Genomic DNA, 25,120 nt, shown 5'->3' with positions numbered 1-25,120 from the left:
CGGGCGAGCGCCAGCTGGCGGCGCTGCTGGGCGTCTCGCGCTCCTCCCTGCGCGAGGCGATTCAGCAGCTGATTAACAGCGGCGTACTGATCAGCAAACGCGGCGGCGGCACCTGGCTGTGTCAGCCGCCGGAACCCTGGTCAGAACAGCGTATCGTCGAGCCGATGCGTCAGCTGCTGGCGGCCGATCCCGACTACCGCTGGGATATTCTGGAGGCGCGCCACGCCATTGAGGCCAGCACCGCCTGGCACGCCGCGCTGCGCGCAACGGAAGCGGATAAAGAAAAACTGCGCTACGCCTTTGATGCGCTGCTGCGGCTGAACGACTGCGGCGATCCCGATCTCGCCGCGCAGGCCGATCTGCGTTTTCATCTCGCCATCGCAGAGGCTTCACACAATCTGGTCTTACTGCAGACCATGCGCGGCTTTTTCGATTTGCTGCAGTCATCGGTACTGCACAGCCGTCAGCGCATGTATACCCAGCCGGTGATTTTTAACCGCCTTAATGAGCAGCATCAGGCAATGTTTGATGCGGTGATGGCAGGCGATGCCGCCGCCGCGCGTCAGGCGGCGATGGATCACCTCGGCTTTGTCCATACCACGATGAAAACGCTGCATGAAGATGAAGCGCGTCAGGCGCGCATCACCCGCCTGCCGGGCGAAACGGCAGCGACCCGTAAGGAGAACACCTGATGATTATCTCTGCTGCCAGTGACTATCGCGCCGCAGCGCAGCGCATTTTGCCTCCGTTCCTGTTTCACTATCTGGATGGCGGTGCCTATGCTGAGCATACGCTGCGGCGCAACGTGGCTGACCTTTCAGACGTCGCGCTGCGTCAGCGGGTGCTGAAAAATATGTCCGCGCTGAGTCTGGAAACCCGGCTGTTTAATGAGACGCTGGCGATGCCGGTGGCGCTGGCGCCGGTGGGGTTATGCGGCATGTATGCGCGCCGGGGGGAGGTGCAGGCGGCGCGGGCAGCGGCACAGAAGGGGATCCCCTTTACGCTCTCTACCGTCTCGCTCTGTCCTATCGAAGAGGTGGCGCCAGCCATCAACCGGCCGATGTGGTTTCAGCTCTATGTGCTGCGCGATCGCGGATTTATGCGTAACGCGCTGGAGCGCGCCAAAGCAGCCGGCTGCACCACGCTGGTGTTTACGGTCGATATGCCCACGCCGGGGGCGCGCTATCGCGATGCGCACTCCGGCATGAGCGGGCCGCACGCTGCGCTGCGCCGCTACTGGCAGGCAGCCACCCACCCGCAGTGGGCGTGGGACGTCGGGCTGCACGGCCGGCCTCACGATCTGGGCAACATTTCAGCTTATCTCGGCAAACCCACCGGCCTGGAGGATTACATTGGCTGGCTGGCTAACAACTTCGATCCCTCGATCTCCTGGCAGGATCTGGAGTGGATCCGCGATTTCTGGGAGGGACCGATGGTGATTAAAGGCATCCTGGATGCGGAGGATGCGCGCGATGCGGTGCGCTTTGGCGCTGATGGCATCGTGGTCTCCAACCACGGCGGACGTCAGCTCGATGGCGTGCTCTCGTCAGCGCGTGCGCTGCCGGCCATCGCCGATGCGGTTAAAGGCGATATCACCATTCTGGCAGACAGCGGCATTCGCAGCGGTCTGGATGTGGTGCGCATGCTGGCGCTGGGTGCCGACAGCGTGCTGCTGGGACGCGCCTTTATCTATGCGCTCGCCACACACGGCCAGCGCGGCGTAGAGAATCTGCTGACGCTGATTGAAAAAGAGATGCGTGTCGCGATGACGCTGACCGGCGCAAAATCGATCGCGGATATCACACAGGATTCGCTGGTACAGGCTAACGCCCTGCTGAGCGAGGCGGGTTTACAGCCCGCGCGCCCGCGCGCGGTGCGCTGAGCCAGGCAAAACAGAGCGGGTTGTCTATACTCAGTGCTGTCCACTAACAGGAGGAATGACATGACCATTCACAAGAAAGGATCGGCCCATTGGGAAGGTGACATCAAAGGTAAAGGTACCGTCAGCACAGAGAGTGGCGTACTGAGTCAGCAGCCGTATGGTTTTAATACGCGCTTTGAAGGCGGGAAAGGGACCAACCCGGAAGAGCTGATTGGTGCCGCACACGCTGCCTGTTTCTCCATGGCGCTGTCGCTGATGCTGGGCAATGCCGGCCATAAGCCGGAGAGCATCGATACCACCGCCGATGTCTCGCTGGACAAAAAAGGCGAAGGCTTTGCCATTACTAAAGTGGCACTGACCAGCACGGTGTCGCTGCCGGGCGTGGATAAAGATGCCTTTGACGAGATTATTCAGAAAGCGAAAGCGGGCTGCCCGGTATCGCAGCTGCTGAATGCGGAAATCACGCTGGATTACACGCTGAATAACTGATTGCGCACCGCGCAACGGTCAATGTTTTAACGATGCGCCTGCGGGCGCATCATTGTTTCTGCACTCAGGCATACTCCGCATCATGCAGCGCTTCACGCACGTTACGCAGGCTGCTGCGCGCAATACGATACGCCTTGCGCGGATCGCCCGCCACAAACTCAAACGTGGGTGAATAGTAGAAGGGAAGCCAGCCATCGAAGCCATTTTCCCACTCCCAGCGCACCGGGCAGGGCCAGAGGATACCGTCATACAAAATGTAATAAACCCAGCGTCCGGCAGGACGGCGGGGGCGCGATTTCTTCATGGGATTCACAACGATGATAGTGTAAAACAGCTTATATTTTGAACCTTATTGCCAGCGCTTGCAATGGCGACTGGCTAAAATGTGAGCAAAGCAGTAAATCCTGGCCTCAATTCAGCGATGAACCTCGCCGCACAGCAAGACCACGTTAGGACGGACTTTGTAGATACGATTGGCCATGGTTTCACAGGCCGTTTTTGTCGGATAAATACGCTCTGATACCGGCAACGCGTCACAGGCATCGTGCCCGCAGGCACTCACTAATAAAACAAAACCAATCAGCATAACCGGGCTCCTTTAACACCTTCGCGCTGGTACGGAATGTGTGGCTGTGTGTTCCCTTTTTTGATCCAGTATAGACAATTGCCTCACAGGTCAATGAACACCCTGAGCGGCTTTTTTATCCGAACGGTCTGCCAGCAGCGCGCTGCGCATCCAAACCCGGCACAATCCAGGCTAAACTGTGCAGCTGACCCCTATTAAACGAGTGAGAAAAGCATGTCTGATATTGCCCATCCTGCCAGCAGTCCAAAACAGGCTGCACTGCAGCTGGTTATCGAGCTGGTCCGTGCCGGAAAATTAAGCCCTCTGCATGGCGATGCGTCAAATATGATCTCCATTTATGAGCAGTTCAAGAGTCACTTTGAAGCGGATAAACATAAAGATTCTGCTATCTCCTGACAGCGCTAGCCGTCCGGCACGTTCTGCTGCAGCTAACCGATGCTGCGGCGACGGCCAGGCGGCGGTTTCAGATGATTATGCCCCTGCCACAATATAATCACCATCCTGCACTATTTCTTTGCCAGTTAATTTATCCGGATTGAGTTTTGATATTTCTCACACTTTCTGTATCCAGATCTGAAACCGGTTGCAGAAAATCTTCTGGCTGTGTATTCGTTAATTAAACACCATTCAAAGGAAACGAACATGCCAAAGATTTTACTGTGCTGTGCCGCCGGAATGTCCACCAGCATGGTGGTACAGAAAATGGAAAAAGCGGCAAAAGAGCAGGGTGTTGATGTTGAGATAAAAGCGGTCGGAATAGAGGAGTTTAACGAAGAAATTCAGGGCGTTGATTGCTGCCTGCTTGGTCCGCAAATCAAATATAAACTGGCTGATTTCGCCCCGATAGCCCAGCAGCTTAATAAGCCTATTGCCGTTATAAATAGCATGGATTACGGCATGATGAACGGCGAAAAAATATTAGCAGATTCATTAAAACTGATTCACCCCTGAAAATAACGCCCGCACTTAAATAATTCTTCCGCCTGCGCAACTGCTGCGCAGGTTAATTCTCTTGTTGCCTGTTGCAAGGAGCTTGCCCATGAGCAGCATCAGTGAATCTTTATTTGGCGTCATTGAAAACCGCATCAGCCCATTCGCCGGACGCCTCTCCAGCCAGCGTCACGTCATCGCAATTCGCGATGGTTTCATCGCTTCTATGCCGTTTCTGATTGTCGGCTCGTTTATGCTGCTGTTTGCCCATCCGCCATTCTCTGCCGACAGTTCATGGGCCTTCGCACAATGGTGGCTGGGTATGGTGCAGGCGCATGAAGCGCAGATCATGATGCCCTACAACATGACGATGGGTATTATGGCGCTCTACATCGCCAGCGCTATCGCCTATAACCTTGCCACCAGCTACAAAATGAACGGTTTTATGGCGGCCAGCCTGTCGCTGATGGCTTTTCTGGTGGTGGCAGCTCCCCAGAGCGATAAGATGCTGCCGGTAGGCTCGCTGGGTGGTGAAGGGATCTTCACGGCGATTCTGGTGGCGTTGTTTGCCACAGAAATGATGCATTTCCTGCAGAAACACCATATTGGCTTTAAGCTGCCAGAGCAGGTTCCGCCAAAAATCCGCCAGTCGTTCGATCTGCTGATCCCGATTGTCGCCATTTTTCTCACGCTATTTCCGCTCAGCCTGTGGGTGCAGGCGCAGTTTGGCATGCTGCTGCCACAGGCGATTATGGCCATCTTCGCGCCGGTCATCTCCGCATCTGATTCACTGCCCGCGGTACTGATTGCGGTGCTTTTGTGCCATATGCTGTGGTTTGCCGGCATTCATGGTGCGGTGATCGTCGGGGGCATTCTGCAGGCGTTCTGGCTGACCAATCTCGGGCTGAATCAGCAGGCGCTGAACGCCGGAGAGCCGGTCATGCACGTGTTTATTGAACCCTTCTGGCAGTTTTTTATTGTGATAGGCGGCTCCGGTTCCACCATGGGACTGGTGCTGCTTTATCTGCGCAGCCGTTCAGCGCACCTGCGTTCAATTGGCAAACTGAGTATTGTGCCCAGCATGTTTAACATCAATGAGCCGGTGATATTTGGCTCACCGGTGGTGATGAATCCCATCCTGTTTATTCCGTTTCTGCTTGCGCCGCTGGTTAACGCCGTGATCGCCTGGACCGCCACCAAAACTAACCTGATTAATCACGTTGTGTCGCTGGCGCCGTGGACCACGCCCGCTCCGATTGGTGCCGCCTGGTCAACCGGCTGGGACTGGCGCGTGATCGTGCTGATCGCCGTGCTGGTGGCGATTGCCACGCTTATCTACTACCCGTTTTTCAAAATGTATGAGCGCCAGCTGCTGCAACAGGAGCAGGAGCAGGCCGCAGCGGCACAACTGGCTAAGGAGTCATGATGGAAATTGATGAAACCACGGTAATGGAGCTGATCATTCAGGCGGGAGAGGCGCGCTCCTGCGCCATGCAGGCGCTGCGTGCGGCGCGTAATCAGGCGTGGAGTGAAGCGGACGCACAGCTCACGGCCGCCACGCAGGCGGCAAAAGCGGCGCATCGTATCCAGACCGAACTGATTGGTGCTGATGAGGGCTGCGGCAAAATTCCGGTCAATTTAATTATGGTACATGCCCAGGATCATCTGATGAACGCCATGCTCTGTCGCGAACTGGCGGAAGAGATCATTCAGCTGCGTCGTGAACTGGCGGCGCAACAGTAAGGAGCAGCTATGCAGCATCATAATCCCGGTGCGTTTCCGGATGGATTTCTCTGGGGCGCATCAACGTCGGCGTATCAGGTTGAGGGCGCATGGAATACGGATGGCAAAGGACCGTCAGTCATCGACCACGCGCGCTTCAGCGATAACGTCACTGACTTTACCGTCTGCAGCGATCACTATCACCGCTTTAAAGAGGATATTGCGCTGCTGGCCGAAATGGGATTGAAAACCTACCGGTTTTCGATTGCCTGGAGTCGTCTTTACCCTGACGGCGACGGCGAGCTTAATCCGGCTGGCGTGGCGTTTTACCAGCAGCTGATTGATGAAATCTGCCGGCACGGCATTGAACCGCTGGTCACGCTCTACCATTTTGATCTGCCGTGGGCGCTGCAGCAGGCGGGCGGCTGGTCAAACCGGCGCACTGTCGCAGCGTTTGAGCGCTTTGCCGTCACCTGCTTTGAACACTATGGCAAGCAGGTAAAATACTGGCTGACCATCAATGAGCAGAACATGATGATCCTCAAGGGCGAGGTCATCGGCACGCTGGCAGAGGGCACAGAAGATGTGCAGCGCAGCCTCTATCAGCAGAATCACCATATGATGCTGGCGCAGGCGCAGGCGATGATCGCCTGTCATCAGCGTCTGCCGGGTGCAAAAATCGGCCCGGCACCGAATATCTCCTGCGTTTACGCCGCCAGCTCACGGCCGGAAGATGTGCTGGCCGCCGATAATTTTTCAGCCATTCGTAACTGGCTCTATCTCGATCTTGCGGTACACGGACGTTACAACGCGGTGGTGTGGGCCTTTTTACAGCAGCGTGGCTGGCTGCCGGAGATTGCGGCGGATGATATGGCGATCATTGCAGCGGGCAAACCCGATTTTATCGCGTTTAACTACTACGCCTCCGCTACCGTCAGCGCTGACCTGCCGGATGCGGCACGCGGTGAACTCAACAGTAAGCAGAAAGCGGATCAGCAGATGGCGGGCATCGACAGCACGGTGTATGTCGGCTGCAATAATCCGCATCTGTCGCAGAATCAGTTTGGCTGGTATATCGATCCGGTCGGCTTTCGCATCACCGCCCGTGAGATCTACGCGCGCTATGCGCTGCCGCTGATTGTCACGGAAAATGGCCTGGGCGCCTTTGATACGCTGGAAGCGGGCAACAAAGTACATGACGATTATCGTATCGCCTATCTGCGCGATCATCTGCGGCAGCTGCGGCTGGCGATTGCGGATGGCGTGGTGCTGTTTGGCTACTGTCCCTGGTCAGCGATCGATCTGGTCAGTACCCATCAGGGGATCGGTAAACGCTACGGCTTTATCTATGTAAACCGCGATGAACATGACCTGAAAGATCTGGCGCGCTATCGTAAAAAGAGCTTTTTCTGGTATCAGCAGCTTATTGCCAGCAACGGCGCTACGCTCGACGACGCGGTCAGCTACTGATCGCGCCGCGCGGGTCCGTCAGCAACCGACGCGCGTTCAATCAGCCGCCCGCTAAAGGGCGGTAACACGCTAACCGGCTTGCCCTCCAGCATGGCGACCAGCTGCGCCAGCGTGTGCTGGATCATTTCAGCAACCGGCACATGTACCGTGGTCAGCGGCGGCAGAAAAAAGGCGGCCATATTAATGTCATCGAAACCCACCAGAGAGACATCCTGCGGCAGCCGTTTTCCAGCCTCGTGCAGCGCCAGTGCCGCGCCCATCGCCATATCGTCATTACTCGCCATCAGCGCGCTGAACGCGATCTGCGACGCCAGCAGCTGCTGTGTGGCCAGCTGACCGCTGAGCGAGGTCCATGCGCCCTGGATGACCCGGGCAGGCTCAAAGGGCAGCTGATGAGCAGCCAGCGCCTGCTGATAGCCCGCCAGCCGTGCGGCAGCGGTGGGCGAGCCCGGCAGGCCAGTAATAAACGCGATATCCTGATGCCCGCGCTGGATCAGATACCGTACGGCATCAAAGGTATTCTGCTGATGTGTGGCCCAGACGCAGTGTTCTGCATGCTGTGTCAGCTGCCGGTTCACCACCATAATCGGAATGGCGTGCTGCTTAATCAGCGCTTCCAGCGCGGCCGTATCCAGAAAGCGCGGATAGATAATGATCGCGTCACAGCGCAGATCGAGCAGAAATTCAATTGCCGCCCGTTCATCGTCGGCGCTGGTTTTACCGTCCGCCAGGATCAGCTGGCGCCCGTAGTTATTGGTCAGGGTGGCAGTCTGATAAAGCAGCTCGCTGAAATAGGGGCCGTTGAACAGGGAGTGGGTGACAATCAGACCAATATTCTGTGACTTCTGCGTTGCCAGACTGCGTGCCAGCAGGTTAGGGCGATAGCCGGTCTCTTCGATCGCCTGAAACACTTTCTGCTGCGTCGCTTTACTGACGTAGCGCGTACCCGCCAGCACGCGCGATACGGTGGCTTTAGAGACGCCAGCCTTCCGGGCCACATCCAGCATTGTAATCATTTTTCCGTCCCATCATCCCTTCACGTGTAAGCGTGATAGTAACTGAAAATGCGCGGCGGCAGAGGAGTGCCCAGGTAAACAGTGAAGCCGATCAGGCAAAGAACCAGGCGGGCAGGATCGCAATCAGATTATTCAGCGTATGCAGAAAGATAGGCAGGGCGAGGTTATTACTGCGCAGGCGCGCATAGCAGAGCAGCAGCGAAAAGAGCGTCAGCGCCACCAGCGTTTCCCAGTGCACATATTGCGTGTGCAGCGCCGCAAACAGCAGCGACGTCAGCAGCATGCAGGCGAAGCGGCTGCGGGGTGCCCAGATCAGAAACGCCTGCAGCAGGAAGCCGCGAAACAGCACTTCTTCAAATACCGGCGCCAGCAGTACTGCCGTCAGCAGCAAAATCAGCATGGAGTTGCGCCCCTGCTGGCTCTGCTCAATCAGCCAGCCCTCCGGCTGTAAAAACTGCGTCTGAGCCACCATCAGCAGAAACAGGGCTCCAATAAACAGCAGCGTCTGCAGAGGGCGCAGGGCACCCAGCGGAATATCGCTGCGCCGCTGACAATAAAAGCGGTAGAGTGGATAGATCACGGCGAACTCAAACAGGCAGAGAACCGGCACCAGCAGGCCATCATTCCGCAACGCACTATAGTTGGGAAAGAGCGTGATCAGCATCGTTACGAGGTAATAGACAACAAAGCAGCCCGCATAAAACAGGGTTAAGGTGACTTTGTCGGATTGAGTATCCATAGGCGACTCAGCGGGCAGGGGGAATGGCATAGTAGCAATGGCGCTGAGTGCTGTCGAGGTGCGCGATCTCAGATTTCAGTACCACCTGAGCTTTACAATAAAAACCAGGCACGGCGGGCAGATACCCGACGGGCGTGCCTGGCGGTCACCGGTCAGCGCGTTAACGAACGCGAACGGCCACGAAGGTCATCAGAATAACGCAGCCGATAAAAATCATGAGTTCCATAGTAAGCCTCCTCAGATGATTCTTAGAAATGATAGTTTTTTTCTGGGCAAAAGTGAGTCATTTAGTGCGATTAATCCTAAACTGGCCGCAGAAAATAGCCGTTTCCGGCGTGTAAACGGGCATTTTTTTCGGCCGGTAGCGTTCGTTTAGACGCCGCGCTTTGCTACTCTCAGAGGCGACGTAGTTATCTGTTCAGAAGGAGAGAGTTGTGACGCATTGTGGAAAAATCCTGTTGCTAACCGCTGCCATGGCCTTAAGCGCCTGTCAGTCTGCCGGCAAAACCAGTACCCAGGCTGCGGCCAGCGTGGATCCGGAAACCGACCAGTGTCGCGCATCGCAGTATCAGAACTTTATTGGCCAGCCACTGACAGCGATCGGCAGTCAGAAATTTGCGGGTCCGGTACGCGCGATCCCCTGGAACGGTGCCGTCACCATGGACTTTAATCTGCACCGGCTCAATTTTATGGGCGATAAAGAGGGCAATATCACCCGCGTCTACTGCGGCTGACACCAGACGGACACGCGACTGTCATCGGGTTGTCATGCCCGGCGGCGAGGATACTCTGACAAACAGAGATCGCCTCGTCATCTCAGACATGCACTGTTCGTCTTGTTTCTTCCCGCTGCGGCGGGAATTTTTTTAACCGGCGAACGCGCTACTGCAACAAGAGGTAATGATGAAAAGATTTTCAGGCTTTCTGCTGTTAACGCTGCTGGCTCCGCTGGCGCATGCATCCGGCGAAGCTGCCTGGCAGGAAAATGAGCAGCAGAGCCGTCAGGCGTGCCTGCTGGCCAGTACGCTGGCGCAGGCGAAAATTGTGGGTAAGCCGGTGCAGTTTGACGACCGCACCGGTTATGACGCGCTGCTGCTGCAGGGACGCTATCCGCAAAAGCACATGAAAAACCGCACCGGACGTGAACTCTGCCTCTACCATCGTCAGAGCGGTAAAGCCGTCGTCAGCGAAGCCGATCAGCTGCGGGTCGCAAAATAAATCATCCCTCAGGCGCCCGGCTCGCTGCTGCCCAGTAGCTGCGCCAGCAGCGTCCGGTAGCTCTGCAGACGCTGCTCATCGCCCTCAAACTCCAGCTTCTCAATGACCCGCGCAACAACCGCTTTACTGGTCGCAGGCTGCCCCTCGGCCATCAGTTCCCGCATAATAGCTGCCAGCAGATCGCTCTCATGCGGCAGGTGCCAGGCAGGCGTGTTGAAATAGTCGGTAATCGCCCGACTGGCGCTGTCAGGATAGGTTCTCATGGCTGACCTCCGCAGAGACAACACGGCGTGCCGCCAGAGGGCGGCAGCAACAGAACCTGAACGGCATGCCCGCAAACGTGGCCGCGCGTCTGGTTGTTTTTTAAACATAGTTGCGCGCCTTAAGCTTGTCAGCAACGTTTCGTCATATTTTTTCACATTTGCCGATCGTCCTGATGCAGCGTCAGCGTCATCTGCCAGCGCTGCTGCGTCAGCAGGAATTCCGGGCTGACGCTCGGGCTCCAGGAGTCATCGCCGCCAACTCCCATATGAAAACCATCAAGATGCAGCCAGCAGCCTGTTTCCGGTTGCAGCAGATGACGATGTGACGTATCGCGCAGCTGCTCAAGACTGTAGCGACTGAGTGAAAAGGCGAAATCACCGCTGATTTGCCAGCTGCCGCTGTCGAGCTGCCGGGTACCGCAGCGCAAGCCGTTTTCACCGGGGAAAACATAGTCGGTGGTAAGATCGGCAAGCGGCAGCTGCCAGCGGGAGAACTGCGCTGCCAGCTGGCGATCCGGATAGTTTTCGTGAGGACCCAGACCCAGCCAGCTGACCTGCTCCGGCGAGCGCGCCAGCTGGCAGCGCCAGCCGATACGCGCCGGCGGCGGTAATCCGGCGGCCTGCTCCACCGTCAGGGAAAGCGTAACCTCACCGCGGGCGCTGATAAAGTAGCGCTGGTGCGTGGTAAAGCAGACCTGCTCCTGCACGCGCCACTGATGCCAGCTTTCAATCTGTACCCCGTGCGCCAGGCTGTCGGCCTGCATCGCCAGCAGCACCGGTTCAAGCTCTTCGTAGCCGGCGCGCCGCCAGCGCTCGACCCAGGCGTTGGGATCCACGCTGGCTGCTTCACTGGTGCCGATATCGTTGTCAATCGGCGCGCGGACAAAGCAGGGCTGCAGCGGCGTCAGCAGGGTCTGCTGCTCACCCACCAGCCACGCGGTCAGCTCACCGCTGAGGCGCGAGAAGCGCCAGCGCTGCTGCGCGATCGCCACTTCAATCTCCTCCGGCTGCATAAGCAGCTGCGGCGCACTGTCGCCAATCGCCGGCAGGCGCAGCGGCAGCGCGGCAGGCAGCTGCCACTGATCCCACGCCACGCGGGCGTCAGCGTCGGACCAGGCGGTAGCGTCCGGCTGATGCACCGCAACATTCAGCCACGCGGCACCCTGCAGGCCTGACGGCAGCGCAATCTCAATCTGCTGACTGCCCTGCGGCGCAATATCGAGCGGCACCGTGCCGGTCGCGACTGGCACGCCGTCCTGCTCAATGCACCAGCGCAGCTGCTCGTTGTCGCTGTGCCGGAACAGATATTCACTGGTAACGGTGATGCGGCCCGGCTGCGTGGCGTCGTGGTCAAAGCGGAAAAACTGCTGCGCGCGCTGCGCCTCAAACAGGGCGGGGTGCGGCGAGCGGTCAGCATAGACCAGGCCATTCATGCAGAACTGACGATCGTTAGGGGTGTCGCCAAAATCGCCGCCGTACGCCTGCCAGGCATTACCGCTGCTGTCGTAGCGCGTCAGGCTCTGATCGGCCCAGTCCCAGACAAAGCCGCCCTGCAGACGCGGAAACTCACGGAACGCCTGCCAGTATCTGGCAAAGCCGCCAAAGCTGTTCCCCATTGCGTGCGCATATTCACACAGGATCAGCGGGCGCTGTTCACCCGGCAGGCCAATCCACTTTTTCAGCGACCACTTGGGCACGGCCGGGAAGGGTTGATCCTGATCGACCCGCGCATACATCGGGCAGATAATATCGGTTGCATTGCTGTCTGCGCCGCCTCCCTCATACTGCACCGGACGCGTTGTGTCGCTGCTTTTAACCCAGCGGTAGAGGGCGTCATGCGTGCTGCCATGTCCGGATTCATTGCCCAGCGACCAGATAATAATGCAAGCGTGGTTGCGGTCGCGCTGTACCATACGCGTAACCCGCTCGCTGAAGGCGGCAAACCAGCGCGGATCGTCAGAGAGCCGGTTCATCGGCTGCATACCGTGCGTTTCAATATTTGCCTCATCCACCACATAGAGACCGTAGCGATCGCACAGGCGATACCAGAGCGGATGGTTAGGATAGTGGGCGCAGCGCACCGCATTGAAGTTATGCCGCTTCATCAGCACGATATCGCGGCGCATGCTGGCCTCATCCACTACCTGACCGCGTTCCGGATGGTGTTCATGGCGGTTAACGCCGCGGATCAGCAGCGGCTGGCCATTCAGGCAGAGCTGGCCCTGCTCAATGCTGACGCGCCGGAACCCGACATCATACGCTTCCGCTTCCAGTACCTGCTGCTGCGCATCCAGCAGTGTGACCACCGCGCGGTAAAGGTGGGGCGTCTCCGCGCTCCAGAGCCGTGGCTGACTCACCGGCAGCCGCAGCGTGGCCCGCTCCGGATAGCGTCCGCGCTCATCAATAATGGCGCTGCCGGGCGCCTGCTCCTGCGTGCCGATGCAGGTATCGCCCAGCCACAAAGAGACGCGAATACGGCAGCCTGCCAGCGCGGTCTGGCTGGCATCAAGCTTGACGCTGACGCGCAAGTCACCCTGCGAATACTCCGGGCTGAGCACGGTTTCAAGCTGGATATCCGCGAAGCGGACGTCCGGTTTATGCAGCAGCGTCACATCGCGGAAAATGCCGCTCATGCGCCACATATCCTGATCTTCCAGATAGCTGCCGTCACACCAGCGCAGCACCATCACGGCCAGGCGATTTTCGCCTGCCTGCAGCGCGGCGCTAAGGTCAAATTCCGCCGGCAAACGGCTGTCCTGAGAGTAGCCAAGCCAGTGTCCGTTACACCACACAAAGCAGGCCGAATTAACACCGTCAAAAATAATGCGCGTCTGGCCCCGCTGTAGCCACCGATCATCAACGGTAAATGTGAGCGAATAGCATCCGGTAGGGTTGCCTGCGGCACAAACGGCGGATTAACCGGAATAGGGTACTGCACATTGGTATAAACTGGCGCATCATAACCGTACAGCTGCCAGTTAGCCGGTACCGGAAGCGCCGTAGCATCCGGCAGATCCTGCTGCAGCCAGCTCTCTGGCACCGCTTCAGGCTGGGTAAAATAGCTGAACTGCCACTCACCGTTCAGCGACTGCAGGGAAGGCGACGGGCGATCCTCGCGGGCGGCCTGTTCATCGCGCCAGCTGGCAAAGGGCGGATGGGTATCGAGACGGTGCAGGCTGGTGATAACCGGATTTTCCCAGTCGCGACGCGCCAGAATAGCCGCTAAGGAGAGCGCAGAAGTCATGATGATATCTCTGAAATTGTAATGCGCTCACATTGATGGAAATAGCATCAGCTGTAAAGCGGTCTTTGCTGAAACCGTGACAAAAAAGCAGGATCTGCAGCAGGCTGCCTGCAGCAGCAAAACGTTTCGCCATTAGATGTTGAATTGTTACGCTTTTTTAAGGCTTATTTATTCACAAAAGTGAGGAAAAGCGCTTGTTGTTTTCTTCTGCTCAGTGCTAACGTCAGCACTCCTTTCCTTATCGAGTTCATTGCATGAAAAATCTGATTGCAGAACTCCTGCTCAGGCTGGCGGAGAAAGAAGAGGCGTCCAAAGATCTGGTGGTACAGATCGAGGCGCTGGAGATAGTACTGACTGCCATGCTGCGCCAGCTGGATGCGGAACAGCACCATCAAATCGCCAGCGCGATTAAAAACGCGATGCCGCCCGCCGCGCCGGTTGCTGAGAGCGCTGATGCGGTGCTGCTGCGAAATTACATCGAAAAATTACTCAAATACCCTCGCCAGTAAGCGCGCGTAAGCGATTTGCCGCTGTTTTACTGATTTTCGTGCCAGACTGATAAAGCCCCCCTACACGGAGATCCCGGCAATGAAAAATTCGTTACTGATTCTGACTGGCGCTGCGCTGCTGTTTACCGTCGGCAGCGCCAGCGCTGCAGAAAAAACGCCGCAGCAGGAGAAGATGGCGCGCTGTAATCAGCTCGCCGCCACGCAAAATCTGAAAGGCGATGAGCGCAAAACGTTTATGAGCGACTGCCTGAAAAAAGAGAGCAAGCTCGGCAATATGACGCCGCAGCAGCTGAAAATGAAAAGCTGCAACAGTGCAGCCGGGGAAAAAGATCTCTCGGGCGATGCGCGCAAAACCTTTATGAGCACCTGCCTGAAAAAAAGCGCCTGATGATAAAAGCGGCATCTGATTAATGACTTAGCTGCCGCTTGCTTTATTTTTCCTGCCAGTTTCCCACGCTTTGCCACACTTACTCTTTGCAGGGGTTTGTCATCCCGCATCCGAAAATAATAAAGGAGCAAGGTGTGAGCTATCAATCTATCACAGAGCTTAACGCGCTGGCGCAGCAGCAGCCCGTGCCGTTCAGCGTGGGCGAGACCGACATTATTTTGATCCGCGATGGCGATCAGGTGCAGGCGTTTCAGGCCAAATGCCCGCACGCCGGCGCGCCGCTGGCGGAAGGGGCCGTCTGTGACGGCAAACTGATCTGCCCGTGGCACAAAGCGGTATTTCAGCTGCAGGATGGCAAAATGTGTGAACCGCTGGCGCTGGCCAACCTGACGCGTTATCCGGTGCGGATCGAGCAGGGCAAGGTGCTGGTCAGTGAGCAGCCGCTTTCTGAGGCATCCGCACCCGCTGCGGCAGAGCGCGCGCCAGTCTATGTCATTCTCGGCAGCGGAGCGGCGGGCGCCGCGGCGATCTGGACGCTGCGCGATGAGGGATTCAGCGGACAGATTATTCGCATCGAGCGGGAGGCCACGGCCCCGTATGACCGTACCGCGCTCAGCAAGTTTGTGCCGTCGGGCAAAATGGCTATTGAGGATGTCCCTGCGCTGCTGGAGCAGGATGTGCTGGGGCCGGTCGCACTGCTGCAGGACGAAGTGGTGCAGCTGCAGGCGCGTGCAAAGACGTTAACGCTGAAGAGCGGAGAGCAGGTGAGGTTTGATCGGCTGCTGGTGGCTACCGGCGGCGTACCGCAGGCGCCGGATATTCCGGGCCGGGATCTGGCCGGTGTTCACCTGCTGCGTTCTCGCGATCAGGCTGAGGCGCTGCTGAAAGATGTCGATGAAACGCAGGAGCTGGTGATTGTCGGCAACAGTTTTATCGGTATGGAAGTTGCCGGAGCGCTGCGCAGTCGTGACGTAAAGGTCACCGTGGTTGCCCGCCAGCGTCTGCCGTTTGTAAAACAGTTTGGCAAAGAGATAGCGGAGCATTTTTATGCGCTGCACCGCAGCAACGGCATTATCTTTGAGCAGGGTGAGCCGGAGGCGCTGGAGGGAGAGCGTGAAGTCACTGCGGTACGCCTGAAAGGAGGCAAAACGCTGCCCGCGCGGCGGGTGCTGCTCGGCACCGGCGTCAGACCTGCAACCGGGTTTGTGCATGACTTAACGCTGCAGGAGGATGGCAGCCTGCTGACCGATCGTCAGCTGCGGGTAACAGATAGCGTCTGGGTCGCCGGCGATATCGCCACCTATCCCACCGCTGATGGCGAACAGCGCATTGAGCACTATCGCGTGGCTCACCAGCAGGGGCGCATTGCCGCGCTGAATATGCTGGATAAGCAGATTGAGTACGACCGCGTACCTTTTTTCTGGACGGCGCACTACGGCACCCGTTACGAATATCTCGGGCATGCCGAAGAGTGGGATGAATATCGTCTGCTGGGATCGCTGGATGACCAGACGTTTATTGCGTTCTACTGCCAGCAGGGGAGAATTGCAGCGGTCTGCTCGGCCGGATTATACACGCTTACCGCCGCGCTAATCGAACAGATGCAGCAGCCGCTGACGCTGGCGCAGGGCGTGGCGCTGTATGAGCAGTACACCGCGTAACTGCCCGGCTTAATTCCGGTCCTCAGTTCAGGAAAGAGGACCGGATCGCCGGCAGAAGAGGGCTGCGATTACGCTTTGCTCAGCGCCTCTGACTTCGCCATGCAGCGCTGCATGGCGTTCATCACCGCCGCGCGAAAACCATTCTCTTCCAGCGCTTTTACCGCCTCAATCGTCGTGCCGCCGGGCGAGCAGACTGATCTTTCAGCTCAGCAGGATGTGTGCCCGTCTCGATGACCATCTGCGCGGCACCTTTCACTGCCTGCGCGGCAAACTCATACGCCTGCGCGCGCGGCATGCCGCCCAGCACGGCTGCATCGGCCATCGCTTCAATAAACATAAATACATATGCCGGAGCAGAGCCGCTGACGCCCACAACCGCGTGGATCAGATACTCATTGACCACGGCGGCTTTCCCGAAACTTTCAAAAATAGCGACGATATCGTCCACTTCCTGCGGCTCCACCAGCACGTTAGGTGTCACCGAGGTCATGCCCTCATTGACCAGCGCTGGCGTATTGGGCATCACCCGCACAATTTTGCGATCGTGACCCAGCACGCCGGCCAGCGAATCCAGCGTCACGCCTGCGGCAATCGAGACCACCAGCGCATCCTTCTTCATCACGCCCGCCAGATCGCTGAGCACTTTCAGAATCACATTAGGTTTGACCGCGCCAAACAGGATATCCGCCTCGCGCGCCAGTGCTTCTGCGCTCTCCGCCGCGCTGATCCCGTACTGCTGCGCCATCTGCTGGTTAGTTTCCGCTTTGCGGTCCCATACCAGAATATTGGCCGGGGCGATAAGCCCGCTGTTGACCAGGCCGCTGATAATCGCCCGGGCCATATTGCCGCAGCCGATAAAGCCGATTTTTTTCTCCAGCATCGCTCTCTCCTTAATCGTATTGATTTCGCTGCGGGTTAGCTTACGTCAGCGGTCGTGAATAACAAGTGCCGGCAAAATATCGATTGCCTTTCCTGACCAGCGCGGCAAGATCGCGCCTGTGATTCATTACAGAGAAACCATTATGTCAATCTGGGTCGATGCTGACGCCTGTCCGGTGGTCATTAAAGAGGTACTTTACCGCGCTGCCGAACGGACAAAAGTGACGGTGACCTTTGTCGCTAACCAGCCGCTGCGCGTGCCGCCTTCACCCTTTCTGAAGACGCTGCAGGTCGCGGCCGGTTTTGACGTGGCGGACAATGAAATTGTGAAGCGCGTGCAGCCCGGAGAGCTGGTGATCACCGGCGACATTCCGCTGGCGGCGGAAGTGCTGGAAAAAGGGGCTGCCGCGCTGAATCCGCGCGGCGAGCGTTACTCGCCTGATACCATCCGGCAGCGCCTGACCATGCGCGATTTTATGGAGACGATGCGCGCCAGCGGCATTCAGAGCGGCGGCCCGGCGGCGCTGAGCCCGCGTGACCGCCAGCTGTTTGCCAACGAACTCGACAAGTGGCTGCGTCAGCGCTGATCAGACAAAGCTGTCATCATCATCAAAGCCGCCGTTGTCAAAATCATTCAGATCGCTGTTGTCGGCAAAGCTGTTGTCATTCCAGCTGCTGTTGTCACTGAGAAACGCATTGCTGCTGTCGTTGCCGTTGAACGTATCCAGGTTCTCATCCACCTGCGGCAGCGCCGGTTCGTTGATAATATTCACGATCTCTTCCGGCTGCGAGTGATGAAACAGGCTGGTGAGCATATCCGCCATCACCACGCCACCTGCCACGCCCACAGCCGTCTGCAGCGCGCCGCCGAGAAAGCCTGTGCCGCGGGCCGGTGCGGCTGGCTGCTGCGCATACTGCGGGGGCGGGCTGTTCCAGCCAGGCTGCTGCTGCGGTTGCTGCTGACGCGAACCGCCGCCAAATAAACCGGAAAGAAAGCCGCCGCTCTGCTGCGGAGCCTGCTGCTGTGCCTGGTTATTTTCCAGCTCGGTGATGCGGGCATTCAGCTTTTTCAGCGCAGCTTCCTGAATCAGAATCGCCTGAGCCATGTAGTAGGGCGCGTCGGGCTGGTTCTGCAGATGCTGACGGATAAGCTGTTCCGCGCCCGCATCGCGCGGGCCACTCTGCTCACCGGCCTGTTTTAACCGGCTAAAGAGATTTTCAATGAGTTGCTGTTCCTGATTTTGCATGGTGAACCTCCGTTGGCGTTAAGGCTATCTATATGCGGGCAGGGGGCGCGAAAGTAAATCACTGACGTGGTAAGCAAATGTTGCCCGCGTACACCGCCCGGGTAATGCACAAAATGCGCATGATTTTTCGCTGTAAATTCAGTGAGCTAATTATAGCAGCCGCCAGAGTGCGCGTATTTTGTGCTTCGAAACTGGCTGCTGAAATAAAATCCGGATATTATGCGACGCATTATTGACCTGATCGCCTGCCGGCGCGGCAGAGCACGGCGGAGAATAAGCCCGGATGTCATTACCCATCTATCTTATCGGCGCACGCGGATGCGGCAAAACCACTATCGGCCAGGTGCTGGCGCGCATGCTGAATTACACCTTCTTTGATACCGACCACTACCTGCAGCAGGCCGCGCAGCGCAGCGTGGCTGAAATTGTTGCCAGTGAAGGCTGGGAGAGCTTCCGCGCGCGCGAAACTGAGGCGCTGCGCGCCGTCACCACGCCAGCAGCGGTGATAGCCACCGGCGGCGGGATGGTGCTGGCTGAAGTGAACCGCCGCTTTATGCGCGAGCGGGGGCATGCGATCTGGCTCAGCGCACCGGCGGAAGCGCTGGCGAACCGGCTGCAGCAGCAGCCTGAAACCGCGCAGCGGCCCACGCTTACCGGCCAGCCAATTGCCGAGGAGATGGATGAGATCCTGCGCCTGCGCGCGCCGCTCTATCAGCAGGCGGCCCACTATCAGGTTGATGCCATGCAGCCGCCAGAGCAGGTTGCAGAACAGATAATACGTTCGCTCGCGCTGGCCCGCGCCAGCTGATTTTTATCAGAAAACTCCCGCTTTGCTGGCATCAATGCATGCTGGTCTATACTCAGTCACAGGCAGCGGATCGCCACTGCCGTGTGGAACACTGATAAGAGAGGGAAAACGATGCCATCCAGACCACCCTATCCGCGTGAAGCCCGTGTCGTGGCCGTCGAAAAAGGGCCCGAAGGTAAAAAAGTTACCTGGTATGAACTGCGTGCCGATCATCCTAAAGAGAACTCCCTGATCAGCGAGCATGAATCTGAGCAGGAAGCGCAGGACGCGAAAGATCGCTACGAAGATGTGGAAAAAGAATAAGCCGCACTGGCAGGGACGCCAGTGAATTCTCCGCACTCTCCTGAATTTTCCTGCCGCTGCGCCAGCAGCGATTTATTTGCGTGACACCCTGAGGGCTTCCCTTGTAATCTGCTGATAACCTTCATGTGCTGCGAGGAAAAAGCATGCTCAATGTCAGTGATTATTTCGACGGAAAAGTGAAATCGATCGGGTTCGACAGCGTGACCATCGGCCGCGCCAGCGTAGGCGTTATGGCTGAAGGCGAGTACACCTTTGGCACCGGCCAGCCGGAAGAGATGACGGTGGTGAGCGGCGCACTGAAAGTGCTTCTGCCGGGTGAGGCGGAGTGGAAGTGGTATGAGGCGGGCAGCACATTTAATGTCCCTGGCCACAGTGAGTTTCATTTGCAGGTAGCTGAGCCTACCTCCTATCTCTGCCGCTACCTGTAAACGGCGCCAGAGAGACAGAGCTGCAACCTTCAGGCTGCAGCTTTTTTTATGCCTGATTAGCGTGGTGCTTCGCCGCCGAGTGCGTCGGTCAGGCTGGCGATCAGCGCAGCGAGTTCGCCGGTCATCAGCGTAAAGTCAGCGTCAAAGCGCAGAGCGAAATCCTCGCGATCGATATCATCATTCTGTTCACGCAGCGTATCGCTGAATTTCAGGCGCTTTACTGAACCATCATCAGCAATCACAAACTGAATTCGCTCCTGCCAGTCGAGCGCCAGTCTGGTCACCACTTTGCCCGCTTCAATGTGGTTGGCGATCTCATCGGAGATCAGATCCTGCTTCTTGCAGCGGATCACGCCGCCATCTTCCAGCAGCGCTTTCAGCTCCGCCTCATCCATCAGGGCGTAGCCTGCGGGCAGGTCGCCGCCGCGCACCCACTCCGTCAGCGTCAGCTCAATCGGCTTCTCCATGGTCAGCGGCACGACCGGCAGCGAGCCGAGACTTTTGCGCAGCAGCGCCAGCGTATCTTCCGCTTTTTTGGCGCTGGCGCAGTCAACAGCGATCAGGTTATTGACCGTATCGATCCACATAAAGGTCTGGCTGAAACGGCTGAAAGCGCGTGGCAGCAGGCTGTGCAGCACTTCATCTTTCAGCGAATCTTTTTCGGTTTTCTTCAGCTTGCGGCTCTGCTCCGCCTCCAGCTTCTCAATTTTGGCATCCAGCGCCTGCTTCACGACCGGTGAAGGCAGAATTTTCTGCTCGGTGCGGGCGCAGATCACTATCTGTCCGTTGACCTCGTGGGCCAGCACTTCCCCGCGGTTACCCATCGGCGATACCCAGCCGGTCTGGGCCATATCCTGACTTCCGCACGGTGAGAACGTAAATGCATCAAGCTGTTTTTCCAGATCGTCTGCGGACAGCGGAAGGTCACGATTCAGACGATAAACCATCATATTTTTAAACCACAACATCGGGATTCCTTACCGTGGGTGCGATCGGGCGCACAAGTCTCAAACAGGGAGCGCGCATGATAGCGAAACCTGCGCCGGGTTTCATTGCCTTTCCCGAATCGCCCCTCTACTGTATCTCCACCCCATGTGAATAATGAGGAATAACCCGTGCGTATCGGTATCGATTTAGGCGGCACCAAGACAGAGGTTATTGCTTTATCGGATGACGGCACGCAGCTGTTCCGTCATCGCGTGAATACCCCGCGCAACGACTACGCTGCTACGGTCGGCGTGATGGCGGATCTGGTTCGTCTGGCCGAAGCGCAGACCGGAGAGCGGGGCAGCGTCGGGGTCGGTATTCCCGGCTCGATTTCGCCCTATGCGCAGCGGGTTAAAAATGCCAACTCCACCTGGCTGAACGGACAGCCGCTGGATAAAGATCTGGCGCAGGCGCTGAGCCGGGAGGTGCGTATTGCCAATGATGCAAACTGTCTGGCGGTCTCTGAAGCCACCGACGGCGCCGGCGCCGGTCAGCCGCTGGTGTTTGCGGTGATCATCGGCACCGGATCCGGCGCGGGGATCGCCATGAACGGCGTGTCGCGTATCGGGCTCAATGGCAACGCCGGCGAGTGGGGGCACAATCCGCTGCCGTGGATGGATGCCGATGAGCAGCGCTTTCAGCAGGAGGTGCCGTGCTACTGCGGCTTACGGGGATGTATTGAAACCTTTGTCTCCGGAACCGGTTTTGCCACTGATTACCAGCGATTAAGCGGGCAGGCGCTCAGCGGTGCGGAGATTATGCAGCTGATTGCGCAGCAGGATCCGCTGGCGGAGCAGGCGATGAACCGCTACGAACAGCGGCTGGCGAAAGCGCTGGCGCAGGTGGTGAATCTGCTCGATCCCGACGTAATTGTGCTGGGCGGCGGAATGAGCAATGTGGACCGTCTGTACCAGACGCTGCCCGGCCTGATGCAACCCTGGGTGTTTGGCCGAGAGTGTGAAACGCCGGTGCGTAAAGCGCTGCACGGTGATTCCAGCGGCGTTCGCGGCGCAGCGTGGCTCTGGCCGCTGGAGGGACAGGCGACGTTATGACTTACGCGGTGCAAAGCCAAACCACGCCGGCTGGGTGCGATCGGGCGGCGGCGGTAGCGCGGCGGACTGGCCAACCAGCTGCCAGGCGCGCAGGCACAGCGCCTCATCTCCCTGCGTCTGGGTAACGGCAAAGCGCCCGCTGGCCTGCCACTCCAGCCGCAGCCAGCACTGCTGTCCGGCGTAGTGCGCCGCATCGCGAAACTGCTGGTTAAGCTGATGCTGAACGCTGCGCGTCCAGTGGCAGGAGGCGCTTTCCGGTGCCACATCCGGCTCGCACAGGTTGCTTAAGGCGGCTGGCGGCGTGGCAGGCGGACGGGCGCAGCCAGTCAGCGTCAGCGCTGCCAGCAGCAGACCGGCTGCGGCGGCGATCAAATTTATTCTCATAACACAACCTGAAAAACGGGAGCCAGCCGCTGAGTCTACCGCGCGCCGGGCGGAAAGCTATGGCATTCCTCTGACTCTCTGCAGAACCAGAATCAGTCGCAGGTTACTCCCCCGGCAGCTGCAGCTTGCTGTATCCCAGACCATTCATTTTCCGCACCCGGATCTGAACCGGGATACGCTCTTTCATCGCCTCAACGTGGCTGATCACGCCGATGGTTTTCCCGCTGGCGTTAAGCGCATCCAGCGCGTCGAGTGCGGTATCGAGCGTCTCAGCATCCAGCGTGCCAAACCCTTCATCAAGGAACAGAGATTCGATGCGGGTTTTGTGGCTGACCAGATCGGAGAGCGCCAGCGCCAGCGCCAGACTCACCAGAAAACTCTCACCGCCCGAAAGCGTCCGGGTATCGCGGGTTGCGTCCGCCTGCCAGGTATCCACCACCTCAAGCTCCAGCTCATCGCTGAGGCGTCGCTGCAGCAGATAGCGACCATGCAGGCGATCGAGCTGACGATTCGCCAGCCAGACCAGATGATCCAGCGTTAACCCCTGCGCAAACCGGCGGAACTTGTCACCTTTGGCTGAACCGATCAGATCGTTGAGGCGGCTTAGCTGCACCAGCTCAGCTTCATCGGCGGCGATCTCTGCCAGCAGCGCCTGCTGCTGCTGACGCAGGTGTGCATCACTCTGCAGCTGCTGCTGCGCTTCTCCCTGCTGGCGCGCGTTATCACGCAGCGCCAGGCGTAATGTCTCCAGCTGCTGGCTGAGAGTGGCAGCCTGTTCATCATTGAAGCCAGCGGGACGCTGCTGCTGATGCTGCGCCAGCCGCTGCTCCAGCTGTTCATAAAGAGCAATCTGCTGCAAACGCTGCTGCTCCAGCTGCTGCAGACGGGCGCGCAGCGGCAGCAGCACCTCTTCCGGCAGCAGCGCCGCGTGCAGTGCTGCTTCATCAGCAAATTCGCTCTGCCGCAGCGCCTGGCTGAACTGCTGTTGCGCCTGCTGCAGGCGCTCCGTCAGGGCGGCCTGCTGGCTGTACGTCTGCGCCAGCTGACCCTGCAGGCTGTGCAGTCCGCTTTGCGCCTGCTGCCACTGCTGCAGCGCCCCTGCCAGCGCCTGCTCCAGCTGCTGCAGTAGCGTGTGCTGCTGCCGGCGCGCCTCCGTTACGCTGCGCGTGCCAAACAGCTGGCTGCGCTGCTGCTGCAGATCCTGCTGCTGCTGCTGCATCAGCGTCAGAGCATGCTGCAGGCTCGCCTGCTGCTGCTGTTCACGCTGCAGTGTCTGCTGCAGGCTATGCTGCTCGCTCCCCGCTCTGGCAATCTGCGGCTGCAGAGAAGTCAGTAACTGCTCACTCTCTTGCCAGCGCTGCCAGCGCTGCCGCTGTGCAGCGAACCAGCTGGCGCGTCCGGCGGGTTCCGGCAGGCGAAGCTGATGGGCCGCGAGCTGCTCCGTCAGCCGCGCCGCAGCGTGCTGCAGCGCCTGCTGTTCATCTCTGAAACGCTGCTCCAGATCGGCCAGCTGCTGCTGTGCGCTCTCCCGCTGCTGCTGTGCAAGCTGCTGCTCCTGCAGATGCTGCTGCCACCGCTGCTGCTGCTGCAGATGGGCATCTTTAGCCTGCTGCAGCACTGCTGCCGCCTCTTCACGCGCCTGCAGCTGCTGTTGCTCCGTCAGCTCCTGCGCCTCCAGCTGCTGCTGCCAGGCGGTGAACTCTGCATGCTGCGCCGGCGTAAAGTGCAGCCCCAGCGGGGTGCACAGCGCCTGCCACCTGGTATCGATGGTGGCCAGCTGGCGATCCAGTTCAGCCAGCTCCTCTTCCAGCGCCTGCTGCTGCAGAGAGAGTTTCTGCTGTTCGCCCTGTGCCGTGCCTGCCTCTTTCAGCTGCGCCACTGCCGTCTCCAGCGCGGTAAGCCGCTGCTGATTCTCATCCGGCCGGAGCTGCTGATAGTCCGCTACCGCCGGGTGCTGACAGGAACCACACAGCGGGCAGGGGGCGTCAGGCTGTAGTCTGGCGCGCTCATCAGAGAGCCGGGCAATGGTCCGTTCCAGTTCGCACAGGCGACGCAGATCGAGCAGCGCCTGATGCTCGCGCTTCCAGCTGTCGCGCAGTTTCTGCAGTGTCTCTTCACCCTGCAGGTAACTCTGCTGCAGCTGCGTCAGCCGGGCAGCCCGCTGTACGCGCTGCGGTTGCAGCGATTGCCACTGCGCGGCCAGCAGCGTCAGCTGCTGACGCGGGGCGCGCTGCTGCTGATAGCGCGCAAGAGCATTGCGCAGATCGGCGCTGCGCTGCTGATTTTCCAGAGAGGTCAGCGCCTGCTCAGCCTGTTCGCGCTGCTGGCGGCTCTCCGTCTCCGCCTGCGCTAATGGCTTAGCCGCCTGTTCACGCGCTGCCAGCGTCTGCTGTAGCTGCGCCAGCTGCTGCTGCTGCCGCTGCTGCTGTCCGGCAAGCTGCGTCGCCGCCTGTTCACGCTCCTCAAGGTGTCCGATATCAGCCTGCCAGCGCGCCAGCTCCGGCCCCCAGCCGGCGGTAGCCGCTTCGCGCGTGCGCCACGCCTGCTGTTCAGCCAGCTGTAGCTGTAAGCGTTCACTCACCTGTTGCTGCTGCTGCAGCGCCTGTTCACTGCGGGCGACCGCCTGCTGCTGCTGCGTCAGCTGCTGCTGCTGTTCACTCAGCTGCTGCGCGGTGCGCGCTATCTGCTGATCGAGCGGCAGCACCTGCTCAGTCAGCAGCGTTTCGAGCTGCTGTCCGGCTTCCACCGCCTCATCGCGCTTCTGCAGCGCCTGCTGATAATCGCGTTCCGCCTGCTGCAGCGTGGTTTCAGCCTGCTGCTGCTGCGCCTGTAGCTGCCGGACCAGCTGCTGCTGTGCATCACTGTCCTGCTGCAGCTGTTCACGCAGCTGCAGTCCGCGCGCAGCTTCTCTGCCG

27 protein-coding genes and 2 pseudogenes are annotated in these 25,120 nt (G+C 58.8%); 18 read left to right on the top strand and 11 right to left on the bottom strand.

Translation table 11 applies throughout. The features are described from left to right. From lldR to HA43_RS16235, 3 genes are all read left to right on the top strand, one after another. Window positions 1-692, top strand: a 692-nt coding sequence (gene lldR, locus HA43_RS16245) for a transcriptional regulator LldR (protein ID WP_094112129.1), incomplete at its 5' end; no start/stop codon positions are given. Next, window positions 692-1,882: an FMN-dependent L-lactate dehydrogenase LldD gene (lldD, locus tag HA43_RS16240; RefSeq protein WP_071668602.1), complete on the top strand. Its 1,191-nt coding sequence runs from the start codon at window positions 692-694 to the stop codon at window positions 1,880-1,882. The genes lldR and lldD, both read left to right, overlap by 1 nt. A gap of 60 nt (window positions 1,883-1,942) precedes the next feature. Next, window positions 1,943-2,371: an OsmC family protein gene (locus tag HA43_RS16235; protein ID WP_094112128.1), complete on the top strand. Its 429-nt coding sequence runs from the start codon at window positions 1,943-1,945 to the stop codon at window positions 2,369-2,371. A gap of 64 nt (window positions 2,372-2,435) precedes the next feature. Here HA43_RS16235 and HA43_RS16230 read toward each other — a convergent pair whose 3' ends face one another. Both HA43_RS16230 and HA43_RS19030 read right to left on the bottom strand, forming a co-directional pair. Next, window positions 2,436-2,675, bottom strand: a complete 240-nt coding sequence (locus tag HA43_RS16230; RefSeq protein WP_039382924.1) for a hypothetical protein — start codon at window positions 2,673-2,675, stop codon at window positions 2,436-2,438. A gap of 111 nt (window positions 2,676-2,786) precedes the next feature. After that, complete coding sequence (locus tag HA43_RS19030; RefSeq protein ID WP_166713742.1) at window positions 2,787-2,957, bottom strand: hypothetical protein; 171 nt, start codon at window positions 2,955-2,957, stop codon at window positions 2,787-2,789. A 213-nt stretch (window positions 2,958-3,170) separates the two neighbouring features. Here HA43_RS19030 and HA43_RS16225 point away from each other — a divergent pair, with 213 nt between their 5' ends. The 5 genes from HA43_RS16225 to HA43_RS16205 all read left to right on the top strand — a co-directional run bounded on the left by HA43_RS16225 (window position 3,171) and on the right by HA43_RS16205 (window position 7,079). Further along, window positions 3,171-3,353, top strand: coding sequence for a hypothetical protein (locus HA43_RS16225; protein WP_039382925.1), 183 nt, complete (start codon window positions 3,171-3,173; stop codon window positions 3,351-3,353). Between the two features lie 246 nt (window positions 3,354-3,599). Continuing rightward, on the top strand, window positions 3,600-3,908 hold the full coding sequence (locus HA43_RS16220) for a PTS sugar transporter subunit IIB (RefSeq protein ID WP_094112127.1): 309 nt from the start codon (window positions 3,600-3,602) through the stop codon (window positions 3,906-3,908). Between the two features lie 88 nt (window positions 3,909-3,996). Further along, complete coding sequence (locus tag HA43_RS16215; RefSeq protein ID WP_071668605.1) at window positions 3,997-5,313, top strand: PTS sugar transporter subunit IIC; 1,317 nt, start codon at window positions 3,997-3,999, stop codon at window positions 5,311-5,313. Beyond that, the gene (locus HA43_RS16210; protein WP_039382928.1) at window positions 5,313-5,630 is read left to right on the top strand and encodes a PTS lactose/cellobiose transporter subunit IIA; all 318 of its coding nucleotides are present in this window, start codon (window positions 5,313-5,315) and stop codon (window positions 5,628-5,630) included. The genes HA43_RS16215 and HA43_RS16210 overlap by 1 nt, the downstream gene beginning before the upstream one ends. 9 nt (window positions 5,631-5,639) lie before the next feature. Continuing rightward, window positions 5,640-7,079 carry a glycoside hydrolase family 1 protein gene (locus tag HA43_RS16205; protein WP_094112126.1) on the top strand — a complete coding sequence of 480 codons (1,440 nt, stop codon included), beginning with the start codon at window positions 5,640-5,642 and terminating at the stop codon, window positions 7,077-7,079. On the opposite strand, the gene HA43_RS16200 is transcribed toward HA43_RS16205, so the two are convergent. Both HA43_RS16200 and HA43_RS16195 read right to left on the bottom strand, forming a co-directional pair. After that, window positions 7,073-8,095, bottom strand: coding sequence for a LacI family DNA-binding transcriptional regulator (locus tag HA43_RS16200; RefSeq protein WP_094112125.1), 1,023 nt, complete (start codon window positions 8,093-8,095; stop codon window positions 7,073-7,075). The genes HA43_RS16205 and HA43_RS16200 overlap by 7 nt on opposite strands. Window positions 8,096-8,186: 91 nt before the next feature. Continuing rightward, the gene (locus tag HA43_RS16195) at window positions 8,187-8,834 is read right to left on the bottom strand and encodes a CPBP family intramembrane glutamic endopeptidase (protein ID WP_094112124.1); all 648 of its coding nucleotides are present in this window, start codon (window positions 8,832-8,834) and stop codon (window positions 8,187-8,189) included. Window positions 8,835-9,268: 434 nt separating this feature from the next. Between HA43_RS16195 and HA43_RS16185 the strand changes: the two genes are divergently transcribed. Continuing rightward, window positions 9,269-9,568, top strand: coding sequence for an I78 family peptidase inhibitor (locus HA43_RS16185; RefSeq protein ID WP_094112122.1), 300 nt, complete (start codon window positions 9,269-9,271; stop codon window positions 9,566-9,568). A gap of 169 nt (window positions 9,569-9,737) precedes the next feature. Further along, window positions 9,738-10,052: a hypothetical protein gene (locus HA43_RS16180; RefSeq protein ID WP_039385730.1), complete on the top strand. Its 315-nt coding sequence runs from the start codon at window positions 9,738-9,740 to the stop codon at window positions 10,050-10,052. An 8-nt stretch (window positions 10,053-10,060) separates the two neighbouring features. On the opposite strand, the gene HA43_RS16175 is transcribed toward HA43_RS16180, so the two are convergent. After that, window positions 10,061-10,315 (bottom strand): biofilm development regulator YmgB/AriR family protein, encoded by a 255-nt coding sequence (locus tag HA43_RS16175; protein ID WP_094112121.1) that lies wholly within the window; start codon window positions 10,313-10,315, stop codon window positions 10,061-10,063. 152 nt (window positions 10,316-10,467) lie between these two features. Continuing rightward, a pseudogene (locus HA43_RS16170) lies at window positions 10,468-13,559 on the bottom strand (beta-galactosidase). A 254-nt stretch (window positions 13,560-13,813) separates the two neighbouring features. Between HA43_RS16170 and iraP the strand changes: the two are divergent. From iraP to HA43_RS16155, 3 genes are all read left to right on the top strand, one after another. After that, window positions 13,814-14,068, top strand: coding sequence for an anti-adapter protein IraP (gene iraP / locus HA43_RS16165; protein WP_094112120.1), 255 nt, complete (start codon window positions 13,814-13,816; stop codon window positions 14,066-14,068). Window positions 14,069-14,147: 79 nt separating this feature from the next. Continuing rightward, window positions 14,148-14,456, top strand: a complete 309-nt coding sequence (locus tag HA43_RS16160; RefSeq protein WP_094112119.1) for a PsiF family protein — start codon at window positions 14,148-14,150, stop codon at window positions 14,454-14,456. A gap of 134 nt (window positions 14,457-14,590) precedes the next feature. Then, complete coding sequence (locus HA43_RS16155; RefSeq protein ID WP_094112118.1) at window positions 14,591-16,117, top strand: FAD-dependent oxidoreductase; 1,527 nt, start codon at window positions 14,591-14,593, stop codon at window positions 16,115-16,117. A 68-nt stretch (window positions 16,118-16,185) separates the two neighbouring features. Here HA43_RS16155 and proC read toward each other — a convergent pair. Next, window positions 16,186-16,997, bottom strand: a pseudogene (proC, locus tag HA43_RS16150) (pyrroline-5-carboxylate reductase). 142 nt (window positions 16,998-17,139) lie between these two features. Between proC and HA43_RS16145 the strand changes: the two are divergent. Next, the gene (locus tag HA43_RS16145) at window positions 17,140-17,583 is read left to right on the top strand and encodes a YaiI/YqxD family protein (protein WP_039382940.1); all 444 of its coding nucleotides are present in this window, start codon (window positions 17,140-17,142) and stop codon (window positions 17,581-17,583) included. On the opposite strand, the gene HA43_RS16140 is transcribed toward HA43_RS16145, so the two are convergent. After that, window positions 17,584-18,243, bottom strand: a complete 660-nt coding sequence (locus HA43_RS16140; protein WP_094112117.1) for a DUF2076 domain-containing protein — start codon at window positions 18,241-18,243, stop codon at window positions 17,584-17,586. 283 nt (window positions 18,244-18,526) lie between these two features. On the opposite strand from HA43_RS16140, the gene aroL reads away from it, so the two are divergent. From aroL to ppnP, 3 genes are all read left to right on the top strand, one after another. Then, the gene (gene aroL, locus HA43_RS16135) at window positions 18,527-19,051 is read left to right on the top strand and encodes a shikimate kinase AroL (protein WP_094112116.1); all 525 of its coding nucleotides are present in this window, start codon (window positions 18,527-18,529) and stop codon (window positions 19,049-19,051) included. Window positions 19,052-19,162: 111 nt separating this feature from the next. Continuing rightward, window positions 19,163-19,354 carry a YaiA family protein gene (locus HA43_RS16130; RefSeq protein WP_039382943.1) on the top strand — a complete coding sequence of 64 codons (192 nt, stop codon included), beginning with the start codon at window positions 19,163-19,165 and terminating at the stop codon, window positions 19,352-19,354. Window positions 19,355-19,497: 143 nt separating this feature from the next. After that, window positions 19,498-19,782, top strand: a complete 285-nt coding sequence (gene ppnP, locus HA43_RS16125; RefSeq protein WP_039382944.1) for a pyrimidine/purine nucleoside phosphorylase — start codon at window positions 19,498-19,500, stop codon at window positions 19,780-19,782. A 56-nt stretch (window positions 19,783-19,838) separates the two neighbouring features. On the opposite strand, the gene rdgC is transcribed toward ppnP, so the two are convergent. Then, on the bottom strand, window positions 19,839-20,750 hold the full coding sequence (gene rdgC, locus HA43_RS16120; protein WP_094112115.1) for a recombination-associated protein RdgC: 912 nt from the start codon (window positions 20,748-20,750) through the stop codon (window positions 19,839-19,841). Window positions 20,751-20,897: 147 nt separating this feature from the next. Here rdgC and mak point away from each other — a divergent pair, with 147 nt between their 5' ends. Next, on the top strand, window positions 20,898-21,821 hold the full coding sequence (gene mak, locus HA43_RS16115) for a fructokinase (protein ID WP_039382946.1): 924 nt from the start codon (window positions 20,898-20,900) through the stop codon (window positions 21,819-21,821). On the opposite strand, the gene HA43_RS16110 is transcribed toward mak, so the two are convergent. Next, window positions 21,816-22,205: a cell envelope integrity TolA C-terminal domain-containing protein gene (locus HA43_RS16110; protein WP_082032647.1), complete on the bottom strand. Its 390-nt coding sequence runs from the start codon at window positions 22,203-22,205 to the stop codon at window positions 21,816-21,818. The two genes, mak and HA43_RS16110, sit on opposite strands and share 6 nt — an antisense overlap. 103 nt (window positions 22,206-22,308) lie before the next feature. Then, window positions 22,309-25,120: SbcC/MukB-like Walker B domain-containing protein (locus tag HA43_RS16105; protein WP_128083823.1), on the bottom strand; the 2,812-nt coding region annotated here is incomplete at its 5' end.

The organism is Pantoea eucrina (genome assembly GCF_002095385.1).
Taxonomy (GTDB): Bacteria; Pseudomonadota; Gammaproteobacteria; order Enterobacterales; family Enterobacteriaceae; genus Pantoea; species Pantoea eucrina.
This window is presented reverse-complemented; position numbering and strand designations above follow the sequence as displayed.